The 16,105-nt window shown below is 61.3% G+C and carries 16 protein-coding genes; 14 read left to right on the forward strand and 2 right to left on the reverse strand.

Annotated features, from left to right (window positions below):
- The first annotated feature begins 112 nt into the window (after positions 1-112).
- From cbl to C1Y42_RS08015, 3 genes are all read left to right on the forward strand, one after another.
- On the forward strand, positions 113-1,072 hold the full coding sequence (gene cbl / locus C1Y42_RS08005; RefSeq protein WP_021509789.1) for an HTH-type transcriptional regulator Cbl: 960 nt from the start codon (positions 113-115) through the stop codon (positions 1,070-1,072).
- Positions 1,073-1,165: 93 nt separating this feature from the next.
- On the forward strand, positions 1,166-2,005 hold the full coding sequence (locus C1Y42_RS08010; protein ID WP_104093153.1) for a GNAT family N-acetyltransferase: 840 nt from the start codon (positions 1,166-1,168) through the stop codon (positions 2,003-2,005).
- 126 nt (positions 2,006-2,131) lie between these two features.
- Positions 2,132-3,913 carry a thiamine pyrophosphate-requiring protein gene (locus C1Y42_RS08015; RefSeq protein ID WP_104093154.1) on the forward strand — a complete coding sequence of 594 codons (1,782 nt, stop codon included), beginning with the start codon at positions 2,132-2,134 and terminating at the stop codon, positions 3,911-3,913.
- 68 nt (positions 3,914-3,981) lie between these two features.
- Here the strand turns inward: C1Y42_RS08015 and C1Y42_RS08020 are convergent, their stop codons facing one another.
- A complete protein-coding gene (locus tag C1Y42_RS08020; RefSeq protein WP_104093155.1) occupies positions 3,982-4,434 on the reverse strand; it encodes a transposase in 453 nt (150 codons plus the stop codon).
- Between the two features lie 572 nt (positions 4,435-5,006).
- On the reverse strand, positions 5,007-7,172 hold the full coding sequence (locus C1Y42_RS08025; protein ID WP_104093156.1) for a bifunctional diguanylate cyclase/phosphodiesterase: 2,166 nt from the start codon (positions 7,170-7,172) through the stop codon (positions 5,007-5,009).
- A gap of 312 nt (positions 7,173-7,484) precedes the next feature.
- On the opposite strand from C1Y42_RS08025, the gene phnF reads away from it, so the two are divergent.
- The 11 genes from phnF (at position 7,485) to phnC (ending at position 16,103) form a co-directional block, all read left to right on the forward strand.
- A complete protein-coding gene (gene phnF, locus C1Y42_RS08030; protein ID WP_059012653.1) occupies positions 7,485-8,201 on the forward strand; it encodes a phosphonate metabolism transcriptional regulator PhnF in 717 nt (238 codons plus the stop codon).
- On the forward strand, positions 8,198-8,647 hold the full coding sequence (gene phnG, locus C1Y42_RS08035; protein WP_058757348.1) for a phosphonate C-P lyase system protein PhnG: 450 nt from the start codon (positions 8,198-8,200) through the stop codon (positions 8,645-8,647). The genes phnF and phnG overlap by 4 nt, the downstream gene beginning before the upstream one ends.
- Positions 8,644-9,219, forward strand: a complete 576-nt coding sequence (gene phnH, locus C1Y42_RS08040; protein ID WP_104093157.1) for a phosphonate C-P lyase system protein PhnH — start codon at positions 8,644-8,646, stop codon at positions 9,217-9,219. The genes phnG and phnH overlap by 4 nt, the downstream gene beginning before the upstream one ends.
- The gene (locus C1Y42_RS08045; RefSeq protein WP_021509798.1) at positions 9,219-10,295 is read left to right on the forward strand and encodes a carbon-phosphorus lyase complex subunit PhnI; all 1,077 of its coding nucleotides are present in this window, start codon (positions 9,219-9,221) and stop codon (positions 10,293-10,295) included. Before phnH ends, C1Y42_RS08045 begins: the two co-directional genes overlap by 1 nt.
- Positions 10,288-11,136, forward strand: a complete 849-nt coding sequence (locus tag C1Y42_RS08050) for an alpha-D-ribose 1-methylphosphonate 5-phosphate C-P-lyase PhnJ (protein WP_058782061.1) — start codon at positions 10,288-10,290, stop codon at positions 11,134-11,136. Before C1Y42_RS08045 ends, C1Y42_RS08050 begins: the two co-directional genes overlap by 8 nt.
- Complete coding sequence (phnK, locus tag C1Y42_RS08055) at positions 11,126-11,887, forward strand: phosphonate C-P lyase system protein PhnK (RefSeq protein ID WP_021509800.1); 762 nt, start codon at positions 11,126-11,128, stop codon at positions 11,885-11,887. Before C1Y42_RS08050 ends, phnK begins: the two co-directional genes overlap by 11 nt.
- Before the next feature lie 167 nt (positions 11,888-12,054).
- Positions 12,055-12,759, forward strand: coding sequence for a phosphonate C-P lyase system protein PhnL (phnL, locus tag C1Y42_RS08060; RefSeq protein ID WP_021509801.1), 705 nt, complete (start codon positions 12,055-12,057; stop codon positions 12,757-12,759).
- A complete protein-coding gene (gene phnM / locus C1Y42_RS08065) occupies positions 12,756-13,892 on the forward strand; it encodes an alpha-D-ribose 1-methylphosphonate 5-triphosphate diphosphatase (protein WP_058774782.1) in 1,137 nt (378 codons plus the stop codon). The genes phnL and phnM overlap by 4 nt, the downstream gene beginning before the upstream one ends.
- Positions 13,892-14,428, forward strand: a complete 537-nt coding sequence (phnN, locus tag C1Y42_RS08070; RefSeq protein ID WP_104093159.1) for a ribose 1,5-bisphosphokinase — start codon at positions 13,892-13,894, stop codon at positions 14,426-14,428. Before phnM ends, phnN begins: the two co-directional genes overlap by 1 nt.
- Entirely contained in the window at positions 14,425-15,195 is a 771-nt protein-coding gene (phnP, locus tag C1Y42_RS08075) for a phosphonate metabolism protein PhnP (protein ID WP_104093160.1), read from the forward strand. Before phnN ends, phnP begins: the two co-directional genes overlap by 4 nt.
- An 80-nt stretch (positions 15,196-15,275) precedes the next feature.
- Positions 15,276-16,103, forward strand: a complete 828-nt coding sequence (gene phnC, locus C1Y42_RS08080; protein ID WP_021509805.1) for a phosphonate ABC transporter ATP-binding protein — start codon at positions 15,276-15,278, stop codon at positions 16,101-16,103.
- The last annotated feature ends 2 nt before the right edge of the window (positions 16,104-16,105 follow it).

Consider the following 16,105-nt stretch of genomic DNA (forward strand, 5'->3'; position numbering starts at 1 on the left):
CAACCCCACGCTTATTACTATTCCGCATAACACACAGTTTTTTATTATTTGTTGCAATCACACCAACTTCATAACATGGATGAAACAGGGGCAGGAAACAGGAGAAAAGGGTGTGAATTTCCAGCAACTTAAAATTATACGCGAAGCAGCCCGTTGCGAATTCAACCTGACAGAAGTCGCCAATACGTTGTTTACCTCACAATCGGGGGTGAGCCGGCATATTCGCGATCTGGAAGATGAACTGGGCGTGGAAATCTTCATTCGTCGTGGCAAGCGGCTGTTAGGCATGACCGAACCGGGCAAAGCGCTGCTGACCATTGCTGAACGCATCCTTGATGAGGCCGGCAAAGTGCGCCGCCTTGCGGATGTGTTTACCAATGAGACCAGCGGCGTGCTGACCATCGCCACCACGCACACCCAGGCGCGCTATAGCCTGCCGCGCGTCATCAAAGCGTTTCGCCAGCTCTATCCCAACGTGCGGCTGGAACTCAATCAGGGTTCACCGCAGGAGATCGTCGCCATGCTGCTGGCCGGTGAGGCCGATGTCGGCATAGCCTCGGAGCAGCTGGTGAATAACACCAGCCTGGCGGCGTTCCCGTGGTTCAGCTGGCACCACTCGCTGCTGGTACCGCACGATCACGAGCTGCTGGCGAATCAGCCGGTCACGCTCGCCAGCCTCAGCCGCCATCCGCTGATCACCTATCGTCAGGGGATTACCGGTCGCTCGCGCGTGGACCGCGCCTTCCAGGCTGCTGGCCTCCGCCCGGATATCGTGCTCAGCGCGCAGGATTCTGACGTAGTGAAAACCTATGTCGAACTCGGGCTGGGCGTCGGTATCCTCGCCGATCAGGCGTGCGATATTTACGATGGCGAAGACCTGGTGAAGATCGATGCTCACCATCTGTTTGATGCCAACACCGTGTGGCTCGGGCTGAAGCGCGGCCAGCTCCAGCGCAACTACGTCTGGCAGTTCCTTGAACTGTGTAACGCTAACCTGTCACTGGAAGAGATCAAACGGCAGGCGCTCTCTTACGAAACCGACGACGAACCCGCCATCGATTTCCAAATCTGAGTTTCCTCTCTGGCCCGGTGCGGGCCTTTTTTATTTGCTTCCCCAAACGGACGTGGCAAGCTGGCGGGCAGAACGCCTCTCAGGGAGAACAGAATGAATACGATATTGCGCGCCATGACCCTCGCGGACGCCGAAGCGGGTTATCGCCTGACTCAGCAACTGGGCTGGGCGCACCGCCGCGAAGACTGGCAGCAGCTCATCGCCCTGGGTGAAGGCGTGGTGGTTGAGGCGCAGGGCGACTATCTCGGCGGGGCGATTGGCTGGCGCTGGGGAGCGGATGCCGCCACTATTGGTCTGGTGATTGTGAGCGAACAGGCGCGCGGACGCGGTATTGGCCGCCAGGTGATGCAGGCAATGCTGGAAAAATTCTCCGGCTGCAACGTGCGGCTGCACGCCACCGATATGGGGCAGGTGCTGTATGAGAAGCTCGGCTTCCAGGCCTGCGATCGCGTGGCGCAGCACCAGACGCGCGCGCTGGCGCAGCAGCCTGCGGTAATCGTACCGGATGGCCTGACGCTGCGGCCGGCCGTTGAGGCGGATGCCGCCGCCATCGACGCACTGGATTATCAGGCGAACGGGCTGCGGCGAACGCGTCTGCACCAGCAGCTGCTGGCGCAAAGCGTGGTGCTGCAGGATGCACAGGGCAGGTTGCAGGGGTTTGCCAGTCGCCGCCGCTTTGGGCACGGCTGGACCATCGGCCCGGTGATTGCTGACGATGTTGCGGCGGCGCAGGCGCTGGTGTCGCAGCTGATGCAGGATCTGACGCAGCAGTTTGTCCGGCTGGACACGCCCGATGCCCGGCTCGGCGCGTGGCTGCTCAACCTTGGGCTGGCGCAGGTCGATGCGCCTTTCGCGATGGTACACGGCACAGCGTGGCGGGCGGCACCGAACGGGCCTCAGACCTTTGCGCTGGCCTCGCCTGCGCTGGGTTAACTAAGCGTAACGGCGGTGATTTCTAAGCCAGACGCGGCGAACGTCGCCGAACAGGCGTAATCTGTCACATTCCATTTCGTCGGCTACCCTTAACGTTTATTGCAAACGTCTAAGGGAGAGCCCGTCATGAGCAAGAAAACCAGCGATTTCTTTGTTGAACGCCTGCAGGCATGGGGCGTCACGCGCATTTATGGCTATCCGGGCGATGGCATCAACGGCGTGCTGGGCGCTATCCAGCGGGCCAATAAAGCCGGTGCAGGCATCGAATTTATTCAGGTGCGACATGAAGAGATGGCGGCTTTTATGGCTGCCGGTCACGCCAAATTTACCGGTGAGCTCGGCGTCTGTCTGTCGACCGGCGGCCCCGGTGCCACCCATCTGCTGACCGGCCTGTATGATGCCAAAATGGATCACGCGCCGGTGCTGGCGATTGCTGGCCAGGCGGAAACCACCGCGCGCGGTGCCAGCTACCAGCAGGAGATGAATTTAGACCGCATCTTCGCCGATGTGGCGAACTTTGTGCAGGAAGCGGCAGCCCCGGCGCAGGTTCAGCATCTTGTCGATCGCGGCGTGCGCATTGCCAAAGCGCAGAACGGCGTCGCGGTGATCATCCTGCCGAAAGATCTGCAGGATGAGAACTGGCAGCCACCGCAGCATGCGCACGGATTTACCCATTCCGGGCCGGGCTATCAGCGGCCGAAGATTGTGCCCTACGACGAGGATTTGCGCCGTGCCGCTGAGGTACTTAACGCCGGCAAGAAAGTTGCGATATTGATTGGCGCCGGTGCGCGCGGTGCTGCGGTTGAAGTGGTGCAAATTGCCAATGTGCTCGGCGCGGGCGTAGCCAAAGCGCTGCTGGGCAAAGACGTGCTGCCGGACGATGCACCTTTTGTCACCGGTTCGATCGGCCTGCTCGGCACCAAACCGTCGTGGGAGCTGATGCAGAATTGCGACACTTTACTGATGATTGGCAGCGGTTTTCCGTGGACCGAGTTTCTGCCGCCGGAAGGTAAAGTGCGCGCGGTACAAATCGATATCGATCCGGCGATGCTGGGGCTGCGCTATCCGTGCGAGGTCAACCTGCACGGCGACGCGGCAGAAACCCTGCGCGCGCTGCTGCCGTTACTGACCCATAAAGCGGATCGCCACTGGCAGGAGGAGATCGCGGTGCAGGTGCGTGACTGGTGGACGTTGATGGAACAGCGCGCCATGGCGCCCGCCAACCCGGTCAATCCGCAGCGTGTGGTGTGGGAGATGTCCCCGCAGCTGCCGGAAGATGCAATTGTCACCTCGGACTCCGGCTCCTGCGCCAACTGGTTTGCGCGCGATTATCGGGTGAAGCAGGGCCAGCGCGCCACGCTGTCGGGTGGGCTGGCTTGCATGGGGGCCGCCGTCCCGTTTGCCATCGCCGCGAAATTTGCCTTTCCCACTCAGCCAGTGGTGGCGCTGGTGGGCGACGGGGCGATGCAGATGAACAACCTGGCCGAGCTGATCACCATTCAGAAATACTGGCAGCAGTGGGCCGATCCGCGCCTGATTGTCTGCGTGTTCAATAATCAGGATCTCAATCAGGTCACCTGGGAACAGCGGGTAATGGAAGGCAATCCACGCTTTGAAGCTTCGCAGCAGCTGCCGGATGTGCAGTATGCGCGCTTTGCCGACAGCCTCGGTTTGCAGGGCATCTATGTCGACCGGCCGGAGGATCTGGCGGCGGCGTGGCAGCAGGCGCTCAGCGCCACCCGACCGGTAGTGCTGGAGGTGAAAACCGATCCGGAAGTGGCCCCGCTGCCGCCGCATATCACACTTAAGCAGGCCAAAGCTTTTATGTCGTCAATGGCGAAGGGCGACCGCGGCATGGCGCAGGTGATTAGCGACACCGCCAGCCAGTTGCTGCACAGCAAGGGTTAGCGCGCTGTCCTGTTTATGCCCGGGATAACGCCGGGCTACATATTTACTGTTTCACTGTAGGGTGCGCGTTAATGCGCACCTGAAATATACAATCGGTCTGATTCCCACTGTTTTGCATTATCTATAATATATTGCCGTATATGCAGTAATTCGTTTTCATTGCGGATAACGCGATCGTAGAAGCTGCGTTGCCAGATTTGATACCCTGCCTGGCGCGTGACGCCGCCTTTAAACAAATTAATTATTTGATTGATGGATCGTTCATTACGTTCCTGTAACCACAGGATGGCATGGAAGTGATTGGGCATCAGCGCAAATGTATCAAGCGTGGCGAAACGCGTCCGGCGCGGAACCTCGTTCCAGGCGGAGATAACGATATTCCCTAAAGGCGAGGCTATCATTATGCCATGATGTATATCGCCAAATAAGGAGCGACGCTGATGACACACCAGCGTTAAAAAATAGGCGCCTGCCGAACGATAATTATAATGCTTCAGGCGGGGATATTGGCGATTTTTCATTATGACCTCCTTGTGCAAAAAGAATGTGCTCCTTTTATTTGCGGAAAGCCATTAGAAGAGGGGAACGTTGGGAGTTACATTCCAGATATTCAGAGTGCGATGAATGGGTTATTTTTAGATGAGTGCGGGTTTTTACCAGGTCGCCATAAATGGCGACCCTACAGGGTAGGGATTGTGTTTGGTCGTCGTAAATGGCAAAACCACAGGACGGTAAAAGGTTTTGTAGGGTGCGCATTTATGCGCACCAGGATAATTTTAGATGAGTGCGGGTTTTTACCAGGTCGTCATAAATGGCGACCCCATCGAACGGCGCAGGGTTTTATTTGGTCGCCGTAAATGGCAAACCCACAGGACGGTACAAGGTTTTGTAGGGTGCGCATTTATGCGCACCAGGATAATTTTAGATGAGTGCGGGTTTTTACCAGGTCGTCATAAATGGCGACCCCATCGAACGGCGCGGGGTTGTGTTTGGTCGCCGTAAATGGCAAACCCACAGGACGGTACAAGATTTTGTAGGGTGCGCATTTATGCGCACCAGGACAAAAACAAACGAATTGAACGCCGTACTCCCCTCACACCATCCGCTCAATCTCGCTCAACGGCACCGCCCGGCTGAACAAATATCCCTGCAGCTCATTACACCCGGCATCGGCCAGCGCGTTTTTCTGGCCCTCGGTTTCGACGCCTTCGGCGGTGACGGTCAGGCCCATGGCGTGGCCGAGGCGCACCACGGATTCGACAATCGCGGTGGAGTTCTCCGCCACGCCCAGCGACTGGGTAAACGACCGGTCGATTTTAATCTTGTCGACCGGAAACGTGCTGAGATAATTCAGGCTCGAATAGCCGGTGCCGAAATCATCCAGCGCGATACGGAACCCGGCGTCGCGCAGCGCGATAATGCTGTTGCGCGCTTCGTGTTCATCCTCAATCAACACGCCTTCGGTGATTTCCAGCTCCAGCCGCTGCGGATCGGCACCTTCCGACTGCACAATCTCAATCATGCGTTCGACAAACCCGCTGGCGCGGAACTGCACCGGCGAAACGTTCACCGCCACAATCACCTGCGGTAACTTCAGGGCGGTTTTGCAGGCCTCGCGCAGCACCCATTCGCCCAGCGGAATAATCATGCCGGTCTCTTCGGCGATGGCGATAAAGTCCGCAGGCGACACATCGCCGCGCTGCGGATGATGCCAGCGCAGCAGCGCTTCCAGTCCGACAATCCGCTGGCCGCTGATCTCCATCAGCGGCTGATACCACACCGCCAGACCGTCGTACGTGACCAGCGCCTGACGCAGATCCGCCGCTATCTGCTGCCGCGTACGCAGCGATTCATCCATCACCTTTTCAAACTGGCGATACTGACCGCGTCCGCCATTTTTCGCCTCGTACAGCGCTATGTCGGCTTTGCGCATCAGCTCCAGCCGGTCAATGCCATCGCGGGGTGCCAGCGCCAGGCCAATGCTGACGCCAACCCACAGTTCGTTGCCCACCAGCTGATACGGCTCGCCCAGCGCGGTGATGATGCGCTGCGCCAGCGCCTGCACCTGACCGATATTCTCTACTTCCGGCATCACGATGATAAATTCATCGCCGCCAATACGCCCGACGGTATCGCTGGCGCGCACCAGGTGACTCAGGCGGCGCGCCACCTCGATAATCAGATCATCGCCAGCGTGATGGCCCCAGGTATCGTTAATGATTTTGAAGCGATCCAGATCCAGCAGCAGCAACGCCACGCGCTGGTCGTGACGCGTCGCGGCGGCCAGTGCCTGAGTCAGCCGATCTTCAACCAGCGCCCGGTTCGGCAGCCCGGTCAGCACATCGTGAAACGCCAGATGTTGCGCCTGCGCCTCGCTGGCCCCGAGCTTCAGCAGCGACTGCGATAAATCGAGCGAGGAAGTCCAGATGCGCCGCACCATAAACAGACACAGCAGGGTGATCAGCAGCACCGAAATCAGCGTGGAAGGGCCGAGGGTACGCAACATCTGCGCGCCCGGCTTGTCCGGATCCCAGCTGAGGTAGCCGACGATATCGCCCTGACGCGAGGTCAGCGGATAGCGTGCTTTGCGGTCGTTCTGCGGTACGCCATCGCTAAAGAAGAGCTGCCGCAGCTGACTGCGTTCAGACAAGTTGCGCAGATAGCCATCATCAAGAAACTTAATACTCACCAGCCGGTAGCGCCCGGCCTCGCGCGTGGTGCTGATATCGCCCACCGCCAGCGCTGCCGCACGCTGGCCGATGCGCACAAAATCCGCGCGGTCGGCCGGACCGGGTACCTCATCACTGCTTTGCACCAGTGGCGTCTGCAACAGATCGCGCAGGTACGGCCCGATGCGCAGATCCGCCACCGGCTGGCCGTTGCGCCACACGGCGGTCGGCTGATTGGTGCGGTCAAGCAGCACAATAAGCTGATGATCAAACATATCGTACAGCCAGCTACCGACGTTTTGGTTCAGCCAGTCGCTGTCCGGCTGCGGCTGCGCCAGTTGATCGGCGAGCGGGGACCAGCGCGTCAGGCTGCGCAGCTGGCGCAGATGTTCACTCAGGCTCTGATTGAACGAGGCAGCGATCATCCGCTGCTGCTGCTCGCGCGCCTCATGGTTGGTGGCCGAGGTGCTCCAGAACAGGCCGAAACCGGCACCGAGAAAAGTCAGCAGCAAAATCGCCACCAGCGGCAGGATCACTTCGCGCAAAAAATTGCGGCGAAAACCGTGCGAAAGTTTGAAGGTGTTTATCATTTTAAGGTTTCGCGCTCCGGGCAGGGCTTACTGATTAAATTAGCAGAATTTACGCAGCCTGCATCCGGTAAGGGAAGCGTTAAAGGCGTGAAACTGCACGCGATTTTTTTGCGCTTAGTCACAAAGGTAACAGTTAAGTGGATTTTATTGAATTGGTCGCCGTCTGGCTGCCATCCTGCTGCCTTAAAGCAAATTCATCCGTACGTCACTGAGCCGTCACGGCACTGTCATCTGTCTCCCGCACTGTAGTCGCCATTCCGCAGCCTCTTCCGCTGCGCCCCTCAACCTGAAGCGAATGAGGTATTGAGCGTGATGGAGATATCCAGACATCCGACCACTGTCTATCAGGCGGTTGCCGCCCAGCTGGAGCAGGCGCTGCAGGAGCGCTATCGCTGCGGCGATTATCTGCCGTCAGAACAGCAGCTGGCCGATCACTACGCCGTCAATCGCCACACGCTGCGCCGGGCCGTAGATGAGCTGGTGAACAAAGGCCTGCTGCAGCGGCGCCATGGCGTCGGCATCCTGGTGCTGATGCGCCCGTACGACTACCCGCTGCATGCCCAGGCGCGCTTTAGCCAGAACCTGCTGGAGCAGGGCAGTCATCCCACCAGCGAACGGCTGCTGGCGGTACTGCGTCCGGCCAGCAGCGACGTGGCCGCCGCGCTGGGCAGTGACGAGGGCGCCAGCGTCATTCACTTACGCACCCTGCGCCGCGTCAACGGCGTGCCGGTGTGCGTGATCAACCACTATCTGCCCGACCTGTGCTGGTGGCCGGCGCTGCAGACGTTCCAGCACGGTTCCCTGCACGACTTCATGCAGCAGCAGCTCGGCCTGCAGTTGAGTCGCCGTCAGACCCGCATCAGTACCCGCCGCGCACAGGCCAAAGAGTGCAAACAGCTGGAGATTACGCTGCACGCGCCGCTGCTGTGCGTGCGCACCCTGAATACACAGCCGGACGGTCAGGTGGCGGAGTACTCCGTCAGCCTGACGCGTGGCGACATGATTGAACTCACTCTGGAGCACCAATGAAACAGCAAACCGCCCGTCAGCACTGGCTTTCGGTGCTGGCGCACAGTGAAGCCAGCGCGCTGGCCAGCCACTGGCAGTCGCTACAGCTTACACCCGCCTTCGAGCGCCTGCGCCCGGCGGAAACCGGTTTAACCCGTCTGCAGGCGCGCATGGGCGGCAGCGGGAAACGCTTCGTCATGGGCGATGCCACCGTCACCCGCGCGGTGATCAGACTGCACGACGGCACGCTGGGTTTTAGCTATGTGCTGGGGCGCGATAAGGCGCATGCCGAACGCTGCGCGCTGATTGATGCGCTGCTGCAACAGCCGGAAACCCAGGCGCTGCTGCAGGAAAAAATTATTGCCCCGCTGGCGGCACTGCGTGAAGAGCAGCGCCAGCTGCGCGCGCGGGAGATCGCCAGCTCCAAAGTGGATTTCTTTACGCTGGTTCGCGGAGATAACGAATGACATTACTGGCAAGTTTTAACCATCCGGTTGCCGACGCCCAGCGCTCCTTCCGCCGCATTCTCAAAGCGATGAGCGAGCCGGGCGTGATGGTCTCGCTGCCGCTGGCGCAGGGCTGGGGCGATCTCTCCCCGGCCGCAACGGCGGTGCTGCTGACGCTGGTCGATCAGGAGAGCGCGCTGTGGCTGGATCGCCGCGTGGACAGCGATATCCTGCGCAGCAACCTGCGCTTTCACACCGGCGTACCGATTGTCGATGAGCGCGATGCCCCGTTTGCGCTGACCCACGCGGCGGCCAATCCCGATCCCGCCTGCTTCGCCGCCGGTGACAATCTGTCCCCTGAGAAGAGCACCACGCTGATTGTCGAAGTGCCGTCGCTCAACGGCGGACTGACGCTGCGCCTCTCCGGGCCCGGCCTGCGTGAGCCGCGCGCCATCGCGCCGCAGCTGCCGGCCGCCATTCTGACCTATCTGCGTGAGCGCCCGCATCCGTTCCCGCAGGGGGTGGATCTGATTTTCACCTGCGGTGAAGCGATGATGGCGCTGCCACGCACCACCGACGTGGAGGTGTGCTGATGTATGTAGCCGTGAAAGGGGGCGAAAAGGCGATTGCCAGCGCCCATCAGCTGCAGGCCGATCTGCGCCGTGGCGATCGCAGCGTGGCGGAGCTGGGCTGCGACCAGGTGGCGCAACAGCTGGGGCTGGCGGTGGACCGGGTGATGACCGAAGGCGGCATCTTTGACACACAGCTGGCGGCCTTAGCCATCAAACAGGCCAGTGGTGATTTGGTCGAGGCGATTTTCCTGCTGCGCGCCTACCGCACCACGCTGCCGCGCCTCGCGGACAGCCTGGCGCTGGAAACCGCGGAAATGCGCATCGAGCGCCGCATCTCGGCGGTTTACAAAGATCTGCCCGGTGGCCAGGTGCTGGGCCCGACCTATGACTACAGCCACCGCCTGCTGGATTTTACCCTGCTGGCCAACGGCGAAACGCCGGCCGCCGCGCGTGACGATCAGGCGCTGGCGCAGCGTTGCCCGCATGTGTTCAGCATGATGACGCGTGAAGGGCTGGCTGCGCGTGAAGAGGATGACGGCAGCGAGCCGTGTGACATCACGCGCCAGCCGCCGGGTTATCCGGCGTCACGCGCCGCCCGCTTACAGCAGCTGGTGCGCGGCGACGAGGGGTTTCTGCTGGCGCTTGGCTATTCGACCCAGCGCGGCTATGGCCGCAACCACCCGTTTGCCGGTGAAATCCGCACCGGCTATCTCAGCGTGTCGATCTGCCCCGAAGAGCTGGGTTTTGAGATTGAAATTGGCGAGATCCTGCTGACCGAATGCGAAATGGTCAACGGCTTCACCACCCAGGGCGACAGCGCGCCGCACTTTACCCGCGGCTATGGTCTGGTGTTCGGACGCGCAGAGCGAAAGGCGATGGCGATGGCGCTGGTGGACCGTGCGCTGCAGGCACCCGAGTATCAGGAGCGCATTGCCGGGCCGGCGCAGGACGAAGAGTTCGTACTGTCGCACGCCGATAACGTCGAAGCCGCCGGCTTTGTCTCGCACCTGAAACTGCCGCACTACGTGGATTTCCAGGCGGAGCTGGAGCTGCTGCAGCGGCTGCGCCAACAGCATCAGGAGCAGAATGATGAGTGAGTTAACCGGCTACAACAACGGCTACCTGGATGAGCAGACCAAACGCACCATCCGCCGCGCCATTCTGAAAGCGGTCGCGATCCCTGGCTATCAGGTGCCGTTTGCCGGCCGCGAAATGCCGATGCCGTATGGCTGGGGCACCGGCGGCATCCAGATCACCGCCAGCATTATAGGCGACAGCGACGTGCTGAAAGTGATCGATCAGGGCGCGGATGACACCACCAACGCGGTCTCTATCCGGCGCTTCTTCCAGCGCGTCAGCGGGGCGGCAACCACCGAAGCTACCAAAGACGCCACGCTGATCCAGACGCGGCACCGCATTCCGGAGACGCCGCTTGAAGAGGATCAGGTGCTGATTTTCCAGGTGCCGATCCCGGAGCCGCTGCGCTTTATTGAGCCGCGTGAGACGGAAACCCGCACCATGCATGCGCTGGAGGAGTACGGCATCATGCAGGTCAAGCTGTATGAAGATATCGCCCGCTACGGCCATATCGCCACCACCTATGCCTATCCGGTGAAGGTTAACGATCGCTATGTGATGGATCCGTCGCCGATTCCCAAATTCGACAACCCGAAGATGCACATGATGCCGGCGCTGCAGCTGTTTGGTGCCGGACGTGAAAAACGCATTTATGCGCTGCCGCCCTACACCAAAGTGGAAAGTCTTGATTTCGACGATCACCCGTTCAGCGTGCAGAGCTGGGAACACCCCTGTGCGCTGTGCGGTTCGCGCCACAGCTATCTCGACGAAGTGGTGATGGATGATGCCGGTACGCGCATGTTTGTCTGCTCCGATACCGATTTTTGCCACCAGCAGCAGGAACAACAGCATGCACAGTGAACAGCCGCTGCTCGCGGTCAATAACCTGACGCACCTCTACGCGCCGGGCAAAGGTTTTGAAGACGTCAGTTTTGCGCTCTATCCCGGAGAGGTGCTGGGGATTGTCGGTGAATCCGGCTCGGGGAAAACCACGCTGCTGCGCAGCCTGTCGGCGCGTCTGGCGCCACAGCAGGGCAACATTCTTTACCGCGGCCGCGATCTGTATCAGCTCAGCGAGAGCGAGCGCCGGCGGCTGCTGCGCACCGAGTGGGGCGTGGTGCATCAGCATCCGCTGGATGGCCTGCGTCCGCAGGTGACGGCGGGCGGCAATATTGGTGAGCGTCTGATGGCGATTGGACAGCGTCATTACGGCGACATCCGTAACGAGGCGCTGCGCTGGCTGCAGGACGTCGAAATTCCGGCCAACCGCATCGACGATCTGCCCACCACCTTTTCCGGCGGCATGCAGCAGCGTTTGCAGATTGCGCGCAACCTGGTAACGCAGCCGACGCTGGTGTTTATGGATGAGCCGACCGGCGGGCTGGATGTCTCGGTGCAGGCGCGCCTGCTGGATCTGCTGCGCACGCTGGTACGCGAACTGAATCTGGCGGTGATTATCGTCACCCACGATCTCGGCGTCGCGCGTTTGCTGGCGCACCGCCTGCTGGTAATGAAGCAGGGCAAAGTGGTGGAGAGCGGACTCACCGACCGGGTGCTCGACGATCCGCACCATCCGTACACCCAGCTGCTGGTTTCATCGGTGCTGGCATAGAACACGCTGGCGGTGCGCATTAATGCGCCCTACTCATGAGGTGTGCACCAATCGTAGCGGCGCAATTTATTGCGCCCAGTTGAACAGCGAGCGTTGCTGTTAAATGCGCGATAAATCGCGCCGCTACGGTTACGTGCGGCTGCACGAATCATTATCAGGACATCAACATGCAACCCATTTTGCGCGTAGAGAATCTCAGCAAAACCTTTGTGCTGCACAACCAGAACAGCGCCGAGCTGCCGGTGCTGCAGCACGCCAGCCTTGAGGTGGCCGCCGGCGAATGCGTGGTGCTGCACGGGCGCTCCGGCAGCGGTAAATCCACGCTGCTGCGTGCGCTGTACGGTAACTATCAGGCCAACAGTGGCCACATCTGGCTGCAGCATCACGGCCAGTGGGTCGATCTGGCACAGGCACCGGCGCGTCAGATGCTGGCGATCCGCCGTGACACCGTCGGCTGGGTCAGCCAGTTTCTGCGCGTGATTCCGCGCGTACCGACGCTGGAGATCGTCATGCAGCCGCTGCTGGAGCGCGGCGTCGAACGCGCCCGCTGTGAACAGCGCGCCCGCGAACTGCTGACGCGTCTTAACGTGCCGCAGCGCCTGTGGTCGCTGGCCCCCTCGACCTTCTCCGGCGGGGAACAGCAGCGCGTCAACATCGCACGCGGCTTTATCGCTGACTATCCGGTGCTGCTGCTGGATGAACCCACGGCGTCACTCGACAGCGCTAACAGCGCGGCGGTGGTGGAGCTGATTGAACAGGCGCGCGCCCGCGGCGCCGCTATCGTAGGTATTTTCCATGACGAAGCGGTGCGCGCCCGGGTGGCCGACCGCCTGCACGTCATGCAGCCGCTGCACACAGGAGAACAGGCATGATCGTGAATAATGTCCGGCTGGTGCTGGAAAATGAGGTCGTCAGCGGATCGCTGGAGATGCGCGGCGACCGGATCGCCAGCTTCAGCGACAGCGGCAGTCAGCAGCCAGGCGCGCTGGACGGCGGGAACGCGTTTTTGCTGCCGGGGCTGGTCGAGCTGCATACCGACAACCTCGATAAATTCTTTACGCCACGGCCCAAAGTCGACTGGCCAGCGCATTCGGCGATGAGTAGCCACGATGCACTGATGGTCGCCAGCGGCATCACCACGGTGCTGGACGCCATCGGCGTCGGTGACGTGCGCGACGGCGGTCATCGCCTCGAAAACCTGAGCAAAATGATTACGGCGATTCAGGACAGCAACCGCAAGGGCATCAACCGCGCCGACCACCAGCTGCACCTGCGCTGTGAGCTGCCGCACCACACCACGCTGCCGCTGTTTGAAGCGCTGATGAGCACCCCGGAGCTGTCGCTGGTGTCGCTGATGGATCATTCACCCGGCCAGCGCCAGTATGCATCGCTGGAGATGTACCGCACCTACTATCAGGGCAAATATCAGCTCAACGATGAGCAGATGGATCAGTTTGAGCGCGAACAGCTGGCGCTGGCTGCCGAATTCTCCACGCCGAACCGCAACGCCATCGCTGGCCTGTGCCAGGCGCGCGGTATTCCGGTTGCAAGCCACGATGATGCCACGGCGGCGCACGTCGCGGAGTCACACGCGGTGGGCAGCGCCATTGCCGAGTTTCCCACCACGCTGGAAGCGGCACGCGCCTCGCGCGACTGCGGCATGCGGGTGCTGATGGGCGCGCCAAATATCGTGCGCGGCGGATCGCACTCCGGCAATGTCGCGGCGTGGCAGCTGGCCAGCCACGGCCTGCTGGACATCCTCTCGTCAGATTACTATCCGGCCAGCCTGCTGGATGCGGTATTCCGCCTGGTGGCCGACGAGCGTAATGCGCTGACGCTACCGCAGGCGGCGGCGCTGGTCACGCGTAACCCGGCACAGGCGATTGGCCTGCACGATCGCGGCACGATTGCGGAAGGGCTGCGCGCCGATCTGGTGCTGGCACACACCGATCACGGTCATGTGCACATTCGCCACGTCTGGTCACAGGGCAGGCTGGTGTTCTGATGGCGCGCCTCATCTGGCTGACCGGGCCCTCGGGCTCGGGTAAAGACAGCCTGCTGAACGCGCTGCGCGAGGCGCCGCCGGACAAGCTGGTGATCGCCCATCGCTATATCACGCGGCCGGCCGATGCCGGCGGTGAAAACCACGTGGCGCTGAGCGAAGCCGAATTCCGTCGGCGGGAAGCGCTCGGCCTGTTCGCCATCAGCTGGCGCGCACACGACCTGAGCTACGCGCTCGGCGAGGAGATTGACCACTGGCTGGCGCGCGGTCTTAACGTGCTGGTCAACGGTTCACGTCTGCATCTGCCAGTCGTGCGCCAGCACTATGGCGAGCAGCTGCTGCCGCTGGTGCTGCAGGTCTCGCCGGCCGTGCTGGCGGCACGGCTGCGCCAGCGCGGACGCGAAAGTGAAGCTGACATTCAGCGACGGCTGGCGCGTGCGGCAGAACCGCTGCCCGCCCACTGCCACGCGCTCAACAACGACGGCGCGCTGATCGACACGCTCCATCAGCTGCGCCAGTTACTGGAGCATCCGCCATGAATCTGACCTTTTTCGGTACGGGCGGCGTGCAGGCCGCGCCGCTGTTCGGCTGCGACTGTCGCGCCTGTGAACGCGCCCGGCAGCAGCCACGCTATGCGCGTCACGCCACCAGCGCGCTGATCGACACCGGTCGCGAGCGCATCCTGCTCGATGCCGGTCTGCCCGATCTGCATCAGCGCTTCCAGCCCGGTGAGCTGAGCCGCATTCTGCTAACGCATTTCCACATGGATCACGTGGCCGGCCTGTTCAGTCTGCGCTGGGGCCGGGGCGCGCCGATTCCGGTGTGGGCACCGCCGGATGAAAAGGGCTGCGACGATCTGTTTAAGCATCCCGGCCTGCTGGCGTTTCGCCCGGCGCTGACGCCTTTTGTCGCGCACAGCTTCGGCACCCTGCAGGTGACGGCGCTGCCACTGCAGCATTCGCGGCTGACTTACGGCTACCTGTTCGACTGGCATGGCACGCGGCTGGCGTGGCTGTGCGACACCTGTGGTTTGCCGCCGGACACCGCCGATTTCCTGCAGGGCCAGCCGCTTGATCAGCTGGTGATCGACTGCAACGATGCGCCGCGCGCCGCGGTGGGTAATCACAACGACGTCACCCGCGCACTGCACATCGTGGCCCGGCTGGCTCCGCGTCAGGCATGGCTGGTGCACCTGTCACATGAGATGGATAACTGGTTGCTGGACAATGGGTTACCCGAAAACGTCAGCGTACCGTTCGACGGCCAGCAGATTGCTGTCGGTTTGCGCGACGCTGTCACCGTTTAATCATGGTTCTGTCATCAGACCTTCATCGCCAGTGTCCGTAATAACGGGCAATCAACACCTCAGAAGAGATGGAGCGCAACATGGCACAGGCACTACTCAAAACCGTCGTCGACAATGCACATCCTGCCCAGCGCCATGGCGACAAGGTGCTGTCGGTGCAGGGGCTGTGCAAAGCCTTCGGTGATAACCGCGTGCTGGATGATGTCAGTTTCGATCTGCATGCCGGCGAGCTGGTGGCGGTAATCGGCCGCTCGGGCGCAGGCAAATCGACCCTGCTGCATATGCTGAACGGCACCATTGCCAGCAGCGAAGGCGCGATTCTCAGCATGCGTCACGGCGAGGCGGACCGCGATGTGGTGACGCTCAACAGCCGGCAGATGCGCGAATGGCGCAGCGAGTGCGGCATGATCTTTCAGGACTTCTGCCTGGTGCCGCGCCTCGACGTGCTGACCAACGTGCTGCTGGGCCGGCTCAGCCAGACCTCAACGCTGAAATCCTTTTTCAAAATCTTCTCCGACACCGACCGTGCGCAGGCCATTGAACTGCTGCAGTGGATGAACATGCTGCCGCAGGCGCTGCAGCGGGCGGAGAATCTGTCCGGCGGCCAGATGCAGCGCGTCGCCATCTGCCGCGCGCTGATGCAGCGCCCGAAAATCCTGCTGGCCGACGAGCCGGTGGCGTCGCTCGATCCTAAAAATACCAAACGCATCATGGATGTGCTGCGCCAGGTGAGCGAGCAGGGCATCAGCGTGATGGTCAACCTGCACTCGATTGAACTGGTGCAGCAGTATTGCACCCGGGTGATCGGCATCCAGCGCGGCAAAGTGCTGTTTGACGGCCATCCTGCTCAGTTGACCGACAGCCTGCTGCATGCGCTGTACGGCGACGAAATTAACCAGCTCCACTAACT

This window comes from Pantoea sp. ICBG 985 (assembly GCF_002928365.1).
In the GTDB taxonomy this organism is placed as follows: Bacteria; Pseudomonadota; Gammaproteobacteria; order Enterobacterales; family Enterobacteriaceae; genus Pantoea; species Pantoea dispersa.